The organism is Vibrio sp. 11986-1-5 (genome assembly GCF_963878025.1).
GTDB classification, from domain to species: Bacteria; Pseudomonadota; Gammaproteobacteria; order Enterobacterales; family Vibrionaceae; genus Vibrio; species Vibrio injensis.
Map to the genome: position 1 here is coordinate 447,127 of NZ_CAWNVW010000011.1, position 18,106 is coordinate 465,232.

The 18,106-nt window shown below is 42.5% G+C and carries 14 protein-coding genes; 5 read left to right on the forward strand and 9 right to left on the reverse strand.

From position 1 onward, the window contains the following. Positions 1–86: 86 nt before the first annotated feature. Together AACS00_RS05035 and AACS00_RS05040 are read right to left on the reverse strand one after the other, a co-directional pair. The gene (locus tag AACS00_RS05035; protein WP_072669624.1) at positions 87–1,769 is read right to left on the reverse strand and encodes an aspartate:alanine antiporter; all 1,683 of its coding nucleotides are present in this window, start codon (positions 1,767–1,769) and stop codon (positions 87–89) included. A 179-nt stretch (positions 1,770–1,948) separates the two neighbouring features. Beyond that, on the reverse strand, positions 1,949–2,215 hold the full coding sequence (locus AACS00_RS05040; protein WP_072669623.1) for a GrxA family glutaredoxin: 267 nt from the start codon (positions 2,213–2,215) through the stop codon (positions 1,949–1,951). A 268-nt stretch (positions 2,216–2,483) separates the two neighbouring features. On the opposite strand from AACS00_RS05040, the gene AACS00_RS05045 reads away from it, so the two are divergent. Next, complete coding sequence (locus tag AACS00_RS05045) at positions 2,484–3,737, forward strand: iron-containing alcohol dehydrogenase (RefSeq protein ID WP_110166692.1); 1,254 nt, start codon at positions 2,484–2,486, stop codon at positions 3,735–3,737. 84 nt (positions 3,738–3,821) lie between these two features. Here AACS00_RS05045 and AACS00_RS05050 read toward each other — a convergent pair whose 3' ends face one another. From AACS00_RS05050 to AACS00_RS05065, 4 genes are all read right to left on the reverse strand, one after another. Beyond that, positions 3,822–4,676 (reverse strand): MurR/RpiR family transcriptional regulator, encoded by an 855-nt coding sequence (locus tag AACS00_RS05050; protein ID WP_004395036.1) that lies wholly within the window; start codon positions 4,674–4,676, stop codon positions 3,822–3,824. A gap of 338 nt (positions 4,677–5,014) precedes the next feature. Next, positions 5,015–6,667 (reverse strand): pyridoxal-dependent aspartate 1-decarboxylase PanP, encoded by a 1,653-nt coding sequence (panP, locus tag AACS00_RS05055; RefSeq protein ID WP_110166693.1) that lies wholly within the window; start codon positions 6,665–6,667, stop codon positions 5,015–5,017. A gap of 203 nt (positions 6,668–6,870) precedes the next feature. Further along, positions 6,871–7,776 (reverse strand): lysine exporter LysO family protein, encoded by a 906-nt coding sequence (locus AACS00_RS05060; RefSeq protein ID WP_072669620.1) that lies wholly within the window; start codon positions 7,774–7,776, stop codon positions 6,871–6,873. Positions 7,777–7,829: 53 nt separating this feature from the next. Next, positions 7,830–8,750 carry an HDOD domain-containing protein gene (locus tag AACS00_RS05065; protein WP_110166694.1) on the reverse strand — a complete coding sequence of 307 codons (921 nt, stop codon included), beginning with the start codon at positions 8,748–8,750 and terminating at the stop codon, positions 7,830–7,832. Positions 8,751–9,102: 352 nt separating this feature from the next. Between AACS00_RS05065 and AACS00_RS05070 the strand changes: the two genes are divergently transcribed. Then, complete coding sequence (locus tag AACS00_RS05070) at positions 9,103–9,690, forward strand: TfoX/Sxy family DNA transformation protein (RefSeq protein ID WP_110166695.1); 588 nt, start codon at positions 9,103–9,105, stop codon at positions 9,688–9,690. Between the two features lie 75 nt (positions 9,691–9,765). Here the strand turns inward: AACS00_RS05070 and AACS00_RS05075 are convergent, their stop codons facing one another. The 3 genes from AACS00_RS05075 to AACS00_RS05085 form a co-directional block, all read right to left on the reverse strand. Next, complete coding sequence (locus AACS00_RS05075) at positions 9,766–10,314, reverse strand: hypothetical protein (protein ID WP_110166696.1); 549 nt, start codon at positions 10,312–10,314, stop codon at positions 9,766–9,768. A gap of 309 nt (positions 10,315–10,623) precedes the next feature. Then, complete coding sequence (locus AACS00_RS05080; RefSeq protein ID WP_072669617.1) at positions 10,624–11,121, reverse strand: response regulator; 498 nt, start codon at positions 11,119–11,121, stop codon at positions 10,624–10,626. A gap of 10 nt (positions 11,122–11,131) precedes the next feature. Next, positions 11,132–13,066 (reverse strand): ATP-binding protein, encoded by a 1,935-nt coding sequence (locus tag AACS00_RS05085; protein ID WP_110166697.1) that lies wholly within the window; start codon positions 13,064–13,066, stop codon positions 11,132–11,134. Positions 13,067–13,249: 183 nt separating this feature from the next. On the opposite strand from AACS00_RS05085, the gene AACS00_RS05090 reads away from it, so the two are divergent. From AACS00_RS05090 to AACS00_RS05100, 3 genes are all read left to right on the forward strand, one after another. Beyond that, the gene (locus AACS00_RS05090) at positions 13,250–14,512 is read left to right on the forward strand and encodes a DUF945 family protein (protein WP_110166698.1); all 1,263 of its coding nucleotides are present in this window, start codon (positions 13,250–13,252) and stop codon (positions 14,510–14,512) included. Between the two features lie 237 nt (positions 14,513–14,749). Then, entirely contained in the window at positions 14,750–15,844 is a 1,095-nt protein-coding gene (serC, locus tag AACS00_RS05095) for a 3-phosphoserine/phosphohydroxythreonine transaminase (RefSeq protein WP_072669615.1), read from the forward strand. A 302-nt stretch (positions 15,845–16,146) separates the two neighbouring features. Continuing rightward, a complete protein-coding gene (locus AACS00_RS05100; protein WP_072669614.1) occupies positions 16,147–18,015 on the forward strand; it encodes a methyl-accepting chemotaxis protein in 1,869 nt (622 codons plus the stop codon). Positions 18,016–18,106 lie beyond the last annotated feature (91 nt).

The window sequence follows — 18,106 nt, forward strand, 5'->3', positions numbered from 1 at the left end:
ATGTCTTATCAAAGAGTAAAAAAGGCGCTTTATGCGCCTTTTTCTTTAGTGGTTATCTCTATCAAGAATATTCCCTGAGGAATTGCTTAGTTGAGAATAATTAAGATAGTACCAGCAAGCGTCATCAAAATATTGGCAATGGCGTAAGTTCCCGCATAGCCAAGCGCTGGAATGGTCGATTTGGCATAATCATTCACGATATCCATTGCCGGAGCACAGGTACGAGCACCAATGATCGCTCCAAAAAGTAAAGCGCGATTCATTTTTAATAGGTACGCCCCGACCAGATAAGCAAAGACCACAGGGACAACACTCACGATAAACGCTAAGCCAATCACTTGCGGACCAACCTCGGTTAAGTGTTCAAACATCCGTCCACCGGCGCTTAAGCCGATACCGACCATAAATATCATCAGTCCTAGATCTTTGACCATGTTTAATGCACCTTGCGGGACATAACCAAAGGTTGGATGGTTGGCTCGTAAAAAACCAAGCGAGATACCGGACAAAAGTAGGCCGACGGCATTGCCCAGACTAAAGGAGACTTGACCAAAGGTCATGGTAATTAAGCCAAAGAGAATCCCTAAAATGAAAAAGCTACAAAAAGCCATGAGATCGGCCATCTGACTATGAATAGAGATAAAACCGATTCGTTCGGCTAGCCCTTTAACACGACTTTTTTCTCCACTGACCTGAAGTACATCGCCTTTCGCCAGCACAATATCGAGATCCATCGGCATTTCAATTTGCGCACGCACCACGCGGTTCAAGAAACAGCCATATTCTGAGAGGTTTAAATCAGACAACCTTTTTCCAGCAATACTGTCACTTTTGACGACAATTTCTTCTTCAGTGATCCGTAGGTCAAGTAAGTTTCTATCAAACACTTCTTTACCATTACGAAAGCTCGGATCGAGGCGTGCATGACTGTCTGGAAAACCGACTAAAGCAATTTCATCACCTTCTTGCAAAATAGCATCACCATCAGGGTGGGCAAGAATACCATTGCGACGAATACGCTCGATATAACATCCAGTTTGACGATAGATACCAAGCTCTCGTAAATTTCTGCCATCAATCCAATTGGTTAGTTCTGGGCCAACCCGATAAGCACGAATGATCGGCAAATAGACCTTGCGTTGTCCGCTGCCGCCAATTCCCCGTTCTTGAGCAATTTGTTGCGCTGAATCAGAGAGATTTTGTTTTTGTAACTTAGGCAGTAACTTCGCAAACATGATCATACTGATCAGGCCAATCAGATAGGCCATCGCATAGCCAACTGAGACATTTTCTAAAATCAAGGTCAGATCCATATTACGGGGAATACTGGCGAGACCAGAGTTTAGGGCATCTTGTGCACCAACCAAGACAGGAGTCGACGTTAACGCTCCGGCCATCATCCCTGCCGCTAAGCCATAATCGAGATTAAAAAAATGGCTGGCGGAATAGGTTAAACTGGTGGCAGTAACTAACACAACTAGGCTTAAAATTAAATAATGCTTACCATCACGAAAGAAGATACCAAAGAAGTTTGGCCCCGCTTCAATTCCTACACAATAAATGAACAGCATAAAGCCAATCGTTAACGCTTCGGCATTAAATGAAAAGCCCAAGTGCCCCATAACAAGAGAGGTGATCAGCACGCCAATCGAGTTGCCTAATTGCAAACTACCAAAGCGAATTTTGCCAAATGCCAAGCCAATGGCGAGGACAACGAAGATCAATAAGATAGGGTTTTGTTCTAACAACAGTACGACGTCGATATTCACAATTTAGCTCAATATTGGCATGCAAGAGGAGGATGATTAAATTGTGACGATTGTATCGTAAATAGGCAAAAAGATAAGTGAATTTTTTCAGGGCAAGGTCATTTTTTAATAAATAAGTTATTAAAAAACCCGCGAAACATCAGCGGGTTGACTAAGATTAAAAATGGTGTGTCGAAAGCTTATTCGTCAAATAGACCTAAATGCTCTTTTGCATAGGCTTCAAATTCAGTGCAGCCGCCAATATGTTGTTGATCAATAAAAATTTGTGGCACTGTTTCAACAGGCTTGCCAACGGTTTTTTCTAGATCAGCTTTAGTAATGCCTTCTTCATGAATATCAACATAACGGTAATTGAAGTCATCGCGTTTCGCTTTTAAGGTTTCTGCGTGCTCTTTTGCACGGACACAATATGGGCAAGCCGGGCGGCCAAAAATCACTACGAACATCACTTTCTCCTCTGTTTCGTTTGCGTCACTATGCCCGATTCGAATTAGGAAATAAAGCGTCATTTACCAGTTGTTTTAATAGGTAAAATTGATTGGATAATTTATGCCCAAGTTAAATAAAGCAGCGATGCTTATACTATCTATTGTGATGTCGTGCATAGTCTGAGATGAAGTTTGAGTTATTTAGCAACAGGTTGCACTGAGTCAAAAAAAAATTTTACAAAGAGAAGCACACTAAATGTTGTTAGAGTGATTGGGTGGAGGGCACATGTTCCAGTTTATAACATCGAATCGAATTGTATTCGGTGCGGGTGCACTGCAAAACTCGTTATCGCTGATCAATCAATATGGTTACAGTGTGCTACTGGTATCAGGTAAAAATGTGCAACGTGCTCAAGTGATCAGTGATTATTTACAACAGCAAAAAATGCCCTATCAGCACGTTGCTATTGATGGTGAGCCCAATATTACTATGGTCGAAGAAGCGGCTATCGTTGGGCGACGCTTTCAGCCACAGGTGGTGGTGGCTATCGGAGGCGGTAGTGTTTTAGACATGGGAAAGGCTTTAGCGGCGATTATTCCTAATCAAGGAAATGTGTATGACTATGTTGAAGTCGTCGGTCGTAATGTGCCACTCAAAGCTAAGCCATTGCCATTTATTGCGATTCCAACCACCGCCAGTACGGGCTCGGAAGTCACGAAAAACGCAGTGTTAAAATCAGGGCAAGATAAAGTCAAAGTGAGTTTACGTAGCCCTGATATGCTGGCCGCCGTGGCGATTATCGATCCGAGTTTAACGTATGGCACCGATCGTTATACATCTGGCCGTGGTGCAATGGACGCTTTTACTCATCTCATGGAGGCTTATGTTTGCGGTGAGCCTAATCCTTTAACGGATATGATCTGTGAAGAGGGATTGCGCCGTTTATCACGTTCAACGCTTGCTGCGTGTTGTTTGGATGATAAACCTGCTCGTGAGGATTTATCCTTTGCGGCCATGTTGGGTGGAATGGCAATCACTAACGCTAAGTTGGGGGCTGCGCATGGATTGGCCTCTGCGTTGGGAGGTAAGCTCGACGCACCGCACAGCGTGATCACCGCTCGTCTTGCCCCGTATGTAATGCGAGAGAATATTCATGCGGCCAAAAAGGCCCAACGTACGGAAGTATTGCAGCGTTATTACCGAATTGCGCAATTACTGACGAAGCGTAAAAATGTCAACATCGATGATAGTATTCTTTGGGTGCAGATGATGCTCGACAAGTTACAACTTCCGTCCTTGAGTCAATTTGGGGTATGCACTACTTCTTTCGAGCAAGTCGCTACGGATGCGCTGCGGTCACAAGCGATTAAAGGCAACCCACTTCCGTTAACTCATGAGAGATTAGTGTATATTTTACGGCAAGTTTGTTCATGTTCTCAATCAGAAACGCAGAATATTATCCCGCCTTTGGTTAGCGAGAAAAGATTGCAGTGGATTTATAATTCTCGCCTTGTCGAAGGAAGTGAACAAGGAAGCTAAAAAAGTAGAAAGAGAATGGAGCTATTCATCTTATAGCCATGAATAGCTCCATTCTCTTTTTCGGTTGGGGGAGAGAAAAAAGAATTAAAACTGCGATAATTTATCGTAGCGAGAGTCTTTTAACACGTCTTTAACGCGTTTGAGGTTTTCTCTAAAACCAGAACCTCGGCGCAAAGTGAAACCGGTCGCTAACACATCAATCACCGTCATCTGCACAACTCGACTCGCCATCGGCATGTAAACATCGGTATCTTCAGGGACATCAAGACAAATCGATAAAGAGCTCGCTTTATCTAACGGCGAGTCTTTTGCGGTAATAGCAATAACGGTTGCGCCATTTTCTCGTGCAAGATTAGCGATTTCAACTTGGCTTTTTGTTCGTCCGGTATGAGAAATCAACACGATCACATCATTGTCGGTACAGTTAATGCAGCTCATCCGTTGCATAACAATATCTTCAAAACAAGAGATCGGAATATTAAAACGAATGAATTTGTTTTGTGCATCACGTGCGACGGAAGAGGATGCGCCTAAACCAAAAAACGAAATGCGCTTGGCTTGTGTTAATAGGTCAACCGCTCGGTTAATTTGCATTGGGTCGAGACTATTTTTGGCAACATCCAAACAGGCCATGGTCGATTCGAAAATCTTATGGGTATACGCATCGGGACCATCGTCTTCTTCCACGTTGCGATTCACGTAAGGTGTCCCATTCGCCAAGCTTTGTGCTAAATGTAATTTAAAATCAGGGAAACCTTTGGTGTCGAGTCGACGACAAAAGCGATTCACTGTCGGTTCACTAACGTCGGCCATTTTGGCCAGCGTCGCAATGCTGGAGTGGATGGCGGTTTGTGGGGAAGCCATAATCACTTCGGCGACTTTACGTTCCGATTTGCTGAAATTTTCTAGATTTTTTTGTATTTTTTCTAATGTATTCATAGTGTTCACGCGGGCCTAGAGAACAACTCATTGGGATTTTCAGGTGCCTTGTTATCATCGAAATGAATCATTTTGACAAGGGACACATTTACCAACGCCATGACGCGAGTATAAACCCAAGCGGTCATAAATCATAAAGTAAACACACTATCAAATAGTGAGAATATGACAAGCCTCAAACTAAATTTCATGAAAACTACACTTTTAATTGGGGAAAAGGCTTAAAAGCTTCGTTTATAGATGGATTATGATGGGCGAGTTACAATAAAAAGAAAGAAATTTTCATTTATTTCTTTCTTTTTATTCGTCGTTATTGTTTGGCAAATGTGCCCGAGTTTTTAAGCCTGTGAGTTAATAATACTTTGACTCGACTGATTTATTTGGGCAAGTAATTGAGTCGCGGTTTGGGCAATGTCCCTTTGCTCTTGCAAAACGGATTGTAAAATTGACCTAGTGGTGAGTGGGTTCGCTAATACAACACGAAAGACTAAGGTATCTAAACCTTGCCAACGTGCCGGATTCAGTTGTGTGCGAGAAACAAACGATTTACCAGTTTCACGCTGTTTCTTCTGAATGTATTTAGTTAATTCATTCAGCAAATGATTCAGCGCGATTTTCTCTTTTTCATCAGCGATTGTCAGTGCCTTTATCGCATTATCAGGAGCATAGCGATAAGTAAGTAGACAAAGCTCAGGTTCTGAAACGAGTTCAAAATCCGTTTGTGACTGAATCAGATCAGCAAAATAACGTGCTTTCTCTATACTTTGATCAATCAACAGTTGATAGCCAGCACGACTAATAATGTGCATGCTCGCATAGACCAACATTGCCATCCCTGAGCGAGATCCTTCTAAGGTATGACTGCCTAAATCTTTAGAACCTTTGCGTAAAATATATTGCGCATGATGTTCTATCGCATTCATTGCATGAGGGTCTTTAAATAACACCATTCCTGCGCCCATGGGAATATACATTTGTTTATGGGCATCAATGGTTACAGAATCGGCCAGTTCAATACCATCCAATAAGTGGCGATAGGTACTCGACATTAAGGTGGCACCACCCCAAGCGGCATCGACATGAAAATGGCATTGCTCTTTTTGGCAAATTTCACCGATGGCTCTTAGTGGATCGACATTTCCCGTCTCGGTTGTACCTGCGACACCGACAACGGCAAAGGGATGAATGTTTTGTGATTTTAGCTGATCGATTTTTTGCTGCAGATCATCTGGACAAAGACGATTATTTTCATCGGTACGAACGGTGACTAAGCCTTGTTGGCCGATGCCCAAAATGTCAGCCGCTTTTTTTAGTGAATAGTGGCCTCGCTCAGAGACCAAAATCGCTAATCCTTGATAACCATAATGGAGCATGGCTTTGAATAAGCCTTCTTTTTCTACACCACCAAAATGGCTACTCGCCTTTAGTGCGTTGTTACGTGCTACCCAGAGCGCGGTAATGTTGGCAATGGTACCGCCAGAGCAAAATGCGCCAAGAGAATGGGCGGCGCTGTGCATCCATTGTTGGTAAAATTCGTCTTGTTGGGCATAAATAAGACGGTGCAACATGCCTAATACTTGACGTTCAAGTGGCGTAAATGCTTTCGAGGTTTCAATTTTTACTAAGTTTTGATTCAAAGCAATCATGATTTTTGACAGCGGCATTAAAAAATAAGGTAATGCTGAAGTCATATGGCCAATGAAACTGGGCGATGCCGTATGCACCGATTGAGCCACTAACGTATCCATTAAATGTTGAGTATGCTCTGAGACAAACTCTGGCGCTTCAGGAATGTGCGGATTGGAAAAGTCTTTTTCTATCTCTTTAAGCGGCTTTTCTTCTGCGACAATATGCTCACGTAAAAATTGGTTTAAATTACGTGACAGCTCTTCTTCAATACGAGTCAGAGTAGAGTCTGGTCCTTCTGGTACGGTGAATATACGTAGAAGGCTCTCAAAGTTTGCATCCGCTATTTTGTGTTCTGATACCATAATTATGTCGTTATTGTTGAGGCTGGTTAATGTCAGCTAGGCAATCTAAACCAAAACCCAAAGCTTGTCCTGCAGTCATTGATATCGCTTTGGCAGTTCTCTCTTTGTTCGATTGGCGTGCTTTACTCAGTCACTTAATTGGGTTACGTATCTTGATGAAATGTTGATGTATTGTAAAGTGGGCTGTGGCCGATTCCTGAGAGCTAACCTGCAAGAGAGACAAATAACAGCATTAAAAAAGGCACTAATAGACTTAAGATAAAGCCACTGACAATCGCCACGGGAACACAGCGCACGCCACCCGTGGTCTGAATCACTGGGAGAGTGAAGTCCATGGCCGTTGCTCCAGCGTAACCAATAGAAGCGCAGGGTTTTCGACCAATAAACATTGGAATTAACACCAGTGCGACTAATTCACGCATCAGTTCAATTAAAAACGAAGCGCCACCATAGACAGGGCCAAAAGCATCGCCCATCAGAATTCCGGATAATGAGTACCAACCAAACCCAGAAGCCATAGCTAATGCTTGATAGACAGGGATATCGAGAATTAAAGCGGCTAGGAATCCACCTATCCAGCAGGTAATAATGACGACGGCTGCGATGATCATGCCATGCTTATTCAACAAGATCTGTTTTAACGTTAAACCACTGTTTCTTAATTGAACGCCAATAAAAAACAGCAAAATGAATAAAATCCATTCACTGGCGCTTTCTACCCAAGATAAATCAAAACCAAGAACCAAGCCAAGCAACAGTCCTGCACCAACAACAAAAATCAGCTTGATCGATTCTAACGCCATACTTGATAGGGGTAATTTGGTTTGTGTTGCTTGGCTATCAATTGGTAGCCATTTATCAATCCAGGGTAGGGCCAACAAATTGCAGCAGCCCATGGCAAGGAAAAATACGCCGGCAATACGCAAAATTGCTTGTAGATTAGCGCTTAAATTATCTAATGCAGCAAGGCTAAGTCCCATCAGGAAGAGGATGACATAAACCAGAGAAACCGTTGCTTTGTTTAGTAAGGTTAATTTTGCTGGCTGTGTGATAGAAAAAAGATACCCGATAACCAGTGGGGCAAAAATAAATAACATCCCTAAAAACATAGATTCCTCAAGGGGTAACCCCAGCTCATATTAACGATAACTGGGGAGAGTGTTCAAAAACCACTGGCGTTAATTACGCCATGCAACTGAGTACGAAATTCAACGTCCGTCATATTACTTAAATGGTAAAGGACTTCTGCACCAGTGGCGTTAATTTCTACTTCATGCTCATCTAAAGCGTCATCTTGTTTCCGAAACAACAGCAGATGATTTGCGATACGAGCGATATCAAGATAACTGACTTCTTGGCGATGCTCAATAAATGGTTGGTTACTCGCCACTTCGAGAAAATCGTTATCAAACCCCCAATGTTTTAAAACGAGTTGACTGGTTACAGAACAGTTCGAATGGAAAATCTGCAGCGCAATGTCTTGATCGAGGTAGTGTCCATTTTCCAAATAAAGGTGATATTCATTCACTAAGCAAAACAGACCGATATCGGCCAATAGACCAACCAACAAGGCTTTCTCTTGTTCTAAGTGTTGATAGTGCTGCGGTTCTAAACGCTTAAACCATTGAGTGACTAAAACCATACTGGCACCGAATTCACGCGATATGGCAGCACTATTGGTCAGGACTTTATTGCACGCAGAGCTAAGATTAATTGAATGCTTGAGCTGCTCAATCGCTTGGGCAGTGACAATTTCACGTACACGTATAATGCCTAAACGGGAAACTGCTGTCGTTAAATCAAGGCAAGTGATATTGCGGCGATTAAAGACAACTGAATTTGCGATACGGATAACCACTGCCGCGAGGCTTGGGTCATCAGTCAGGCACGCGGCAACATCAGCGACTGTGGTTGATTCAATACCACATAATTGTTGAATTTTTAATACTACATCTGGGATAGGGGGCAGTGCTATTTTGCCTGTACTGATTGAGAATTTAACCAGCTGAGCAAACTCACTTTCCAATCCTTGGATAAGGAGATGTTTATTTTCGGGAAGCCAATAAAAAGATAAATGGTTCATCGTATCCGGTCAAAAGCGGGAAGACGTCCCATTTTACCGATTGCTAATAAAGAGATGCAACCATTAAACGGGTCTTAATCGGTTTATCGTGCAATATAAAGTATGAAATGAATAACATCTGATATGCAACATTGAGATTTTGTGAGGTCAGTAGCTTTTTAAAACGCTTTTCAGGTGGTGGATGTGAGTTAAGTCCGGACTTATTTTATGGAATTAACTATCATGTACATAAATCAATACGCAGGCACGTAGTAAAAATAAGCTTGCGATGTATACCTAATTTATTCGCTATAACTTGCTGCTATCTGGTGATCTTTGTGACTCGGGGACGACGATTAAAGGATCTATCAAGATGAGTGAGACAACATTTTTTGATTATGTAATTAAGTTTGGAGACTACCAAAAGCGTTCAATGTTCGGCGGTGTTGGCTTATTTCAGCAAGAGGCCATGTACGCGTTGTTAACTGAGGATGCGATTTTTCTTCGTGGTAGTGAAGAATTGGATGAACGATTGGCCCAACTAGGGTGTGAAAAATTCCGTCATGTAAAAAAACAGACTACGGCGACGGTTAATTATTATGATATTACGCAACTTTTTGAACAAGGTTATGCGCAACTAGATGATATTATTCAACGCTCCATCTTTTATTCTATTTCACAACGTAGCTTTCAAAAATCTCAAGCGAGCCGTCGGCTAAGAGACTTGCCTAATATGCAGTTGACTCTTGAGCGGATGGTAAAAAAAGCCGGCGTGAACGATGTTGAAACTTTTGTAAAACTTGGCGCACCTGCTGTATTTAGTAAGGTACGTAAAATTTATGGCAGTGATGTTGATGTCAAACTCTTATGGAAGTTTGCTGGAGCAATTGAAGGGGTACATTGGAAGCTACTCCAAGAGCCACAGAAACGTCAACTGTTGGAATATTGCCAAGCTCGTTGAGTAATAATAAATAAGCCGAAGTCGAGAGACTTCGGCTTATTTTATGACAAGCACCAAGTAGTTACACTTAGTTGATTAATATTTAAAACGAGCCGTAAGCATCAGTTGGTCGCCATAAGCATCATTGAAGCGGGCTTCTGCGCCGAGTGAGAACAATTCCGTTGAGTGGAAGCGAGCATACACAGAGCCGATCCAATCATCGCGGTCATCAATAGAGACGTAGCCAGCTTTGCCACCTACTTCAAGTTGTGGGCCTAGCCACTGACGAACACCTAAATTCAGTTCCATTCCTGAATCTGCACTGCCGTAGCTTTTCTTGTCTTGTAAACGGAATAACATTTCTCCCGTTAAATCTGCCCAATTATTAATCGGGGCATGAAAGCCAAAACCTGCAGCGAGATCGTAATCACTTTCAAACTCAGAATCGATACGTACAATCATATGAGCATTAGGATGAATCGATTTACTGATTGCCGCACCGAAGGTCGCAGGGCTAGCGCCGAAACGAGCTTCGACATATTCGTAGTTAAAATTACTCATTACGGTTGGGCTGTTTGGATCCGTTTGAGCCAAAGCGTGTGCCGACGTTAAAAGTAGAGCGGTTGCCATGATTGTTTTGCGCATAGTCACAATAAACCTATCTGTTTATGATTAATTCCATAGTATACCCAAGCGATCCTAAGATGCAGTATTGAAAACGTTGCAACTGATTTCAAATCTAATCCACATGGTTTATCGAATGGCTTATTTGGGTACACACTAAATCAATTACTATTTCGAGTGTTATAACATCATAATTCATTGATGGAGGCTAACTCTACCAAAAAATGTCAAGATTGGGTTACCTTGATAAAAAAACAGCAAAATCAACGTGATATTGTTTAGAATGCTGCCATTTTTATCCGTCGAGCTTAATAGGGTACACGTTTAACATTATTCACCATAACTGGATCGATTCGCTGCCAGTGCGTTTAGAATTAATTCAGTATCAAGAATTGGCATCCAAGCCATTAAATCAGGTTCATTTTCGATCACGTAATGAGTTAGCTGTTCTTTCACGGTATGGCGTAATTGTTCGGCTTGCCAAGGCTTGGTGATAAAGAAATGTAAGCTTGAGTGATTAATCGCTTCGACGGTATCGTCTAATCCCGCTTGCCCAGTTAAGAGTACCTTACGTGTTGGTTGAGTGGCATCGGATTGATTAAGTTCGATAAGAAAATGAATACCGGTTTCTTGCGGCATGATGTGATCACACAAAATGAGCGCTAGTGGTATCCCTTGCTGTTGATAATCAGTAATAACTTCTTTCGCCTCTGCCACAGACTCTGCGGCTTCGAGGATAAAATGCTCTTCGAATTCGTTTAGATCTTGCATAACACTATTGAGCACTTCACGTTCATCATCGACACATAAAATCATCAGTTTTTGCATTTATTTCTCCCTAAATAGGTTCTCGGTTGACGGGTAACCAAACCTGCATCGTAGTGTATTGACCGACCTCACTTTCTACGTTGATCCATCCTTGGTGTTGACGAACAATTTGTTGGCAAACGGATAAACCAATCCCTAGCCCAAAATCACCTTCTCGTTTGGTGGTGTAATTAAGCGTAAAAATCTCGTCTTGTCGCTCTTTAGGAATACCACAACCGTTATCGGTAAAACTGATCACCGCATAAGCGTGATTACCTTGTTGGCGTAGCTCACTGGTAATGATTAATACGCCATGCTCTGGAAACGCTTCCACCGCATTTGAGATAAGGTTAGTCCAAACTTGTTGTAGGGCGATAGGGAGGCAAGAGATAGCGGGGAGTTTGGCATAATGCTTTTCAACCCGATGTCTTTTGAGGCGATTTTCAAAAATAACTAACGTATCTTCTAATCCTTCATGGATATCAACAATATGAAATGTTTCGTCATCCGCTCTTGCGTAGCCCTTGAGGCTTTTTACCATATCGGCAATTCGCTGCGCGCAAACCTGAATTGAGCGCAGATTACTCCCAGCTAAGAAATACACTTCTAATTTTTCAATATTCTGTAATGCCTGTTGTGGTTGGGATTTAGCTAAATTGAGTAGGTTTTGATCGTGTTCTAGGCCTAATTTGACGATTTTTTTCGCTAACAACGGATGACGTATCTGTTCGGCGATCTGTTTTGCTTTTGCTCGTTCCTCGGCCGTTGACATAGGTTTAGATTGTAAGGCTTGGGCCAGCAATTGTGCACCAGTATATTCTAAAGAGTGGGGAGGAGCATCGCCGACCAGCTGAGCAATATGAGTTCGTAAGGTATCACTGCCTCGTAGAATAGCAGCTACAGGATTATTTAACTCATGAGCCACGCCAGCGACCAACTGACCCAGCATGGCCATTTTTTCACTTTCCATCAGTTGTTTATGCGCCGATTCCAGTGAGTCGAGCGTTTTTTGTAATTGTAATTTAGTATTAATACTGCGTTGTAGCCGTCGATTAAAATGACGCAGTAGTAAGTTAGTAAATAGGGGCAGTAAACTGGTATCGCTATGCATCACTTTAGCAAAAATATCGCGGTCTAATTTGATGACATCAGTACGAGTTAACGTTAACGCGGTAGAGAAAGAGGGCTCACCGGTGACAAAAGACATCCCCCCGACGATATTGCCTTTATTGTGGCGTACGACTTCCCTTTGTTGACCGAGTTCATCCCGTTTATACAGAGCGACTTCACCAGAGGTGATAAACCACAAGAAATGGTTATCTTCACCTTCAACGGTAAGTAAATGCTCTGCGGAGTAAGTTCGGCAGGCTCGTGTTTCATCATTACCGTCAAAAAACTCATACAAGGCACCAATAACTTGCTCGGCGAGTTGTTGATCGGACATGCGGTGATAATCGCTGATAAAACCTTCACGATAGATACGCATTTTCTGATCGATGTGCGCACGTAAAATACGAGTTTGATCCAGTAATGTACTGTAATTAAGAATGTTATCTTTATCATGATCAAGAATATAGGTGGTCAATTCTTGGAGGGTTGTCTTGTATAAGACGTTATCTTGCAATGGCTTCGTTAAACAATAATCTAAACGTCCTTCATTCACGGCATTTAAGATGGCTTGAATATCTTGACCACTGCTGATTAATATTTTTCGCGCGTATTTCGTTTCTGGGGATTTGTCCAATTGAACTAAAAACTCGGCGCCATTAAAGCCTTCATGATGACTGGCAATCACTAGCGCTGCTGTTTGTTGATTATCTTTGATGAATTCAAGTGCCTGCTGAGCTTCTAGCATAGAATCAGCAGTGTAAAGATCAAACTTGGCGGAAAAAATACTTAATTCATGACGCCATTGTTCAATACTAATTGGATTGTTGTCTAAGCACAGCAAAGCATATCGGTTCACAGTAGTCCCTATCATTATTTTAGCCAAGCTACTGTAACAAGCTTTGCAAAAAAGATTTGAGAGCTGAGTTTAAGAATCTTAACCTCGTCAATATTTGAGTTCGCTGATGGTAAGGATGCGCCACTTGAGCTGGATCAATCATCTGCGTTACACTGCTTAAAATAATAAGCAATCGAGTCATTTATGCAAAATATCAAACGAATAGGAGCTATCGGTGGTGCGGTAGTGTTAGTCTTGTGTTGGCCTTTAGCGGTTGGACAAATTGGTCAGAAAGCGATTACTCACGGCCTAGAAAATTTAACCAATCAGCAAGTAAGCGCAGAGCTTATCCATTATGACCGTGGCTATCTTTCTTCTCATGTTTCGGCTCGATTTACAGTGCTCGATGAGCGAGTCAGACAGCAACTGATCAGTGAAGGTTTGCCGACACAGTGGGTAGTAGAAAGCGATATTCAACATCAATTATTCAGCTTGTCGGCGCAATCAAGATTGCCAGAATACCCCGAATTACCATTAACCATGACCACGGTTACTCAATTAAATGGTAATACGGATTATCATGTTCAGTTAGGTAGCTGGCATTATCAATCGCCTGACGATGAAGCTTTAGGGATATCGTTAACGCCAGCTCAACTGACTGGTACGGTCACTACTTTAGGGGAAGTGACTTATGATCTGAGTTTGCCATCGGTAATGATTGATTTTATCAATGGTCAAAAAATGCAACTGTCTAAACTGGAAGCAAAAGGCCATGGTAAACAAGAAGTGGGCTTTTGGCTCGGCAAGCAAGCACTGTCAATCGGTGAACTGAATATCAACGACAGTGACCATCAATCCATTTTGCTTATTCGTCAAGGCAATTATGAGTTTACTTCATCGATGGATGCCCATAAAAAACGTTTTACTAGCCAACATAAATTGACGGTTGATCAAGTAGTTAGCGATGAAGGCGAAGTGCATGATGCCACGTTTGACTTCACGTTAGCCGATGTTGATAGCCAAGCTTTTGAGCAATTGTCCGCACTATATCAAACTTACTCAACCATGCCAGCACAGGCTTTAAATCAAGCACTGCCATTGATAGAAACACTATTTTCTCAAGGTTTTAGTCTGAGTCTAAATCAACTCGCGGTCAAAGTTGGTGATGGTGATTTTTCGGCCAATTGGATGCTGATTATTCCAGAAGGTACGAATAATATTTCACAAGATCCGAGCGTGATTTTACCGGCTTTAACGGGACATCTTGATAACTTTGTCTCTCAACAATTTGCCCAAGATTATCCGTTTATTCAACAAGGGATGGATGAGCTAGTCATGATGGAGATGGCTTCACAAGATGAGCAAGGGTATCGAATTCGTGCTCAAATCAATCAAGGTAATGTCTCATTTGATAATGGTAAGCAAGTACCTTTAATCAGTTTAATGATGCCATTATTGATGCGTTAGTAAAGATTGTTTTATCCTTCATTAAACCGCTTCCTTTTGGAGCGGTTTTAAAGGCATTTAAAATACCGTCACTGAAAAATAATTAACCGCTGATTTTCAGTCAGTTCAAGCTGTTTCTTCTTTTAAAAAAATGGTATACCGAGAACACTCAGCATCCATTTTTAGGGAGGGGTGGTGAGTGCGGTTATTTATTTTTGACATGATTTCCCCATTTTCGATAGCAGGAGCAAGCAATACATGGAGCCGAATACGGACACTATTTATAATTTTAGTGCGGGTCCCGCCGCTTTACCTAAAGCCGTCATGGACAAAGCGCAAGCTGAGTTGGTGAACTGGAATGGTCTTGGCGTCTCAGTGATGGAAATTAGCCACCGTAGTAAGCCTTTTATTCAAGTGGCTCAACAGGCTGAACAAGATTTGCGTGATTTGCTCAACGTTCCTGATAATTACAAGGTACTTTTCTGTCATGGCGGTGCTCGAGCTCAATTCGCAGCAGTCCCTCTAAATTTATTGGGGTCGGCGAGTACGGCTACCTATATTGATGCAGGATACTGGGCCGCGAGTGCAGTCAAAGAAGCCAAAAAATATTGTCGTGTCGATGTGTTTGACGCAAAAATCAATAAGCAAGGCAAAACCGCGGTACGACCAGCCAGTGAGTGGGTGATTGATCCAGAAGCGGCTTACGTGCATTTTTGTCCCAATGAAACGATTGATGGTATTGAGATTAATGATTTGCCGATCACGGATAAACCGATTGTGGCGGATATGTCATCGACGATTTTATCTCGGGAGATCGATGTTTCTCGTTATGGCGTAATTTATGCTGGCGCGCAGAAGAACATTGGGCCCGCAGGGATCTGTATTGTGATTGTGCGTGATGATTTACTTGGTTTAGCCCATGAAGTGCTACCGAGTATTCTTAACTATCAATTGTTGGCCGAACAAGAATCGATGTTTAATACACCGCCGACGTTTGCATGGTATCTGTCAGGATTAGTATTTCAATGGCTCAAACAGCAAGGCGGTGTTCAAGCAATAGAGAAGATTAACCGAGCGAAGGGAGCCTTGCTGTACGACTACATTGACTCGTCAGATTTTTATCGGAATACCATCCATCCAGATAATCGTTCGTTAATGAACGTGCCGTTTCAATTAGCCAAACCTGAGCTTGATGACACTTTTTTGTCATTGGCTGAAACTCGAGGATTAGTTTCGCTAAAAGGCCATCGGGTTTCTGGTGGTATGCGCGCATCTATTTACAATGCGATGCCATTAGAAGGGGTACAAGCTCTGGTCGATTTTATGCAAGAGTTTGCCGAGCAATACGCGTAATTTATCTTATTTTTCAAAATAAAACCGCAGTGAGAGACCTCTTATCCTTACTGCGGTTTTTTTATTCTTGATAAATTTGATAGTAATCGATGTTTTGTTCAGCACAATCAGCGATCTTGGTTCATACTTAGTGCATAAAAATAGAGTTGGTTTGGTGTAAATGGCTTAGCAAACCTTAGTGAGTTGGAATAAATCGATCCTAGTAACGTTATGTTGCTGTCATCCCTTTGTCTGACCCTAACAATTAAGGACGTGAGCATGCACAACCATGCATGAAGATAGTTTGCTTTGAGGGATAAACCATGAAATTCAGTCATAAAGTAGTCGCAGCGTCATCCGTGATGCTACTTTTGACGCTGACACTTTTGTCGACGCAACAGTATTTTACTATGCGCTCTGAGATTGAAACTCAAGTGAATAGCAGCGTCGAAGAAATTGTTAGTGGGGTGCGCAATACGGTGAGTAAAGATCTCAGTGGTAGTAAAGCGTTAGCTCAGTATGTCACAGAGCTGGTTCAGGTCGATATTGATCCTCGAAGTGTCGCCGATGTGCTTCGCCAGAGGGCTTTAGCGAAAAGTTTTATTTTGGTCGGGTTTGGTTATGATAAAGATGGCTCTTATGTCGGTAGTGACCCAAGTTGGAACCCCGGAGCAACATGGGATCCAAGAGTTCGGCCTTGGTATCGTGATGCTAAAAATGCAGGGAAATTAACCATTACCGCGCCCTACGCCGATTCAGCTACGGGAGAGATTTTGATCTCAATTGCTACACCAGTCAATTATCGAGGGCAATTTTCGGGGGCAATATTTTTTGATGTTAGCCTAGTGTCTCTTGCCGAACTGGTTAACCAAGTCTCTTTATTTGATGCCGGTTATCTATTTATTGTTTCTGATGATGGTACGACGGTTGCTCACCCTGAGGCGCGTTTTAATGGTGAACCAATGTCGGCTTTCTTACCGAATGTACGTATCAGTCGTGATGTACAAGAAGTGAGGATTAATAATCAAGACTATCAATTACGTTTTGTTCCCATTCCTGGCGAAACTTGGTCAGTTGGAGTTTTACTGGATGAGAGCATTGCGTTTGCTGCGGTTGATGATTTGCGGCGTAGTGCGTTGATTTACTCACTGCTGGCATTAGTGGTCAGTACCTTGATTCTTTCTTTTGTGATCCGCATTTTAATGCGTCCATTGGACACCCTCAATGATGCGATTCAAGATGTTGCTTCTGGGCAGGGAGATTTGACCAAGCGGCTTGATACCAATACCGATTATGAGTTTGCTCGATTAGCTAGCGGCTTTAATCGCTTTACCGAAACTCTGCAGCAGTTGATTAAAGAGTCGAAGCAGATTGGTCAACAGATCATGCACAGCACTGAATCCACGGCGCACGGATTACAAGCATCGACAGAAGCAATGCAAAGTCAGATGCATGAAGTTGAGCAGTTGGCAACAGCAATGAATGAAATGGCTGCGACAGCGATGAATGTAGCTGGCAATGCGCAAGGGGCGGCTTCGGCAGCACAAGAGGCGGACAACGCGACGGAACAAGGATCTGAAGTGGTATCGCATACCACGGAAGCGATTAACTCTCTGGCGTTACGGATTGATCAAGCAGTAGAAGAGGTCAAGCAATTAGAAAGTGCGACCTCCAACATCGAGACCATTTTAAAAGTCATTAATGATATTGCCGATCAAACCAACTTGTTGGCTTTAAATGCAGCGATTGAAGCTGCGCGAGCGGGGGAATCTGGTCGTGGTTTTGCGGTTGTGGCTGATGAAGTACGTACACTTGCTCAGCGCACGCAACAGTCGACGACAGAGATTCGCAGTATGATCGAACAACTGCAAGTGGGTTCAAGCTCAGTCGCTGGAGCGATGAGGCAAAGTAAAGATACGGCCACAGAGACCGTCGCCAAGGCGAGCGAAGCGAACGATGCTTTATTGCGTATCCGTCAAGCGATTCAGCAAATTAGTGATATGAATATGCAAATCGCGTCGGCGGCTGAAGAGCAAAGTTTGGTGGCTGAAGAAATTAATACCAATACGGTAAAAATTAAAGATTTATCAGTACAAGTATCGGATACCGCCAGCCAATCTAACCAACAGATGCAAGAGCAGCTTGAAGATGTTCGTCGTCAAGAGGCGGTGATGAACAAGTTTATTGTTTAATTCTCCCCCCTTTAATAAAAAAACTCAGGCGGTTTGCCTGAGTTTTTTATATCCAATATAAGCTAAGCGATTAAGGGCGAGCAGATTTAGC